This window comes from Methylobacterium tarhaniae (assembly GCF_001043955.1).
In the GTDB taxonomy this organism is placed as follows: Bacteria; Pseudomonadota; Alphaproteobacteria; order Rhizobiales; family Beijerinckiaceae; genus Methylobacterium; species Methylobacterium tarhaniae.
On record NZ_LABZ01000458.1, the window covers coordinates 1 to 605 of the forward strand.

1 protein-coding gene and 1 riboswitch are annotated in these 605 nt (G+C 71.4%); the gene reads left to right on the top strand.

What is annotated here, in order from left to right; genetic code table 11:
• Nucleotides 1–31: 31 nt before the first annotated feature.
• Nucleotides 32–130, top strand: a riboswitch (TPP riboswitch).
• A gap of 98 nt (nt 131–228) precedes the next feature.
• The coding region (locus VQ03_RS30630; RefSeq protein WP_167376158.1) for a phenylacetate--CoA ligase at nt 229–605 on the top strand (377 nt) is incomplete at its 3' end.

Genomic DNA, 605 nt, shown 5'->3' on the forward strand with positions numbered 1-605 from the left:
CGCCCCCACTCCCCCCACTTTCCCCGCTCCCAGGGGAGCCTCGCGAGGGGGCTGAGATTCCGCCGGCTCGGACCCGTCCGGGCGCCGCGGTGACCCTCTGAACCTGATCCGGGTCATGCCGGCGTAGGGATGCGGAACCGGCACGGCCCAGGGCCGGACGCGCCGTCATTTCGCGCATGATCTCCGCCGGCATGGCCGTCGCCCCGAGAGGGGCGCGAGGTGGCCGTCATGTCGCAAACCGGGATGTCGCAAGCCGAGATCGTCGATGCCCTGCTCGCCTTCATCGGGCAACCGGGCGCGACCGACGACGCCTTCGAGGCGCTGGCCCTGCGGCTCTTCGCTTACCAGTTCACCCACAACGCGCCGTATCGCCGCTTCGCGCAACAGCGCGGGCGCACGCCGCTCACGGTGCGGCGCTGGCGCGACATTCCGGCAGTGCCGATCAAGGCGTTCAAGGACCTGACCCTGAGCTGCTGCCCGCCGGACCACGCCGAGCGGGTGTTCATGACGAGCGGCACGACCGGGAGCGGGCGCGGCCGCAGCTATCACCCGACGCTCGCGGTCTACGATGCCTCGATGCTGGCAGGCTTCGCCGCGCGGGTGAT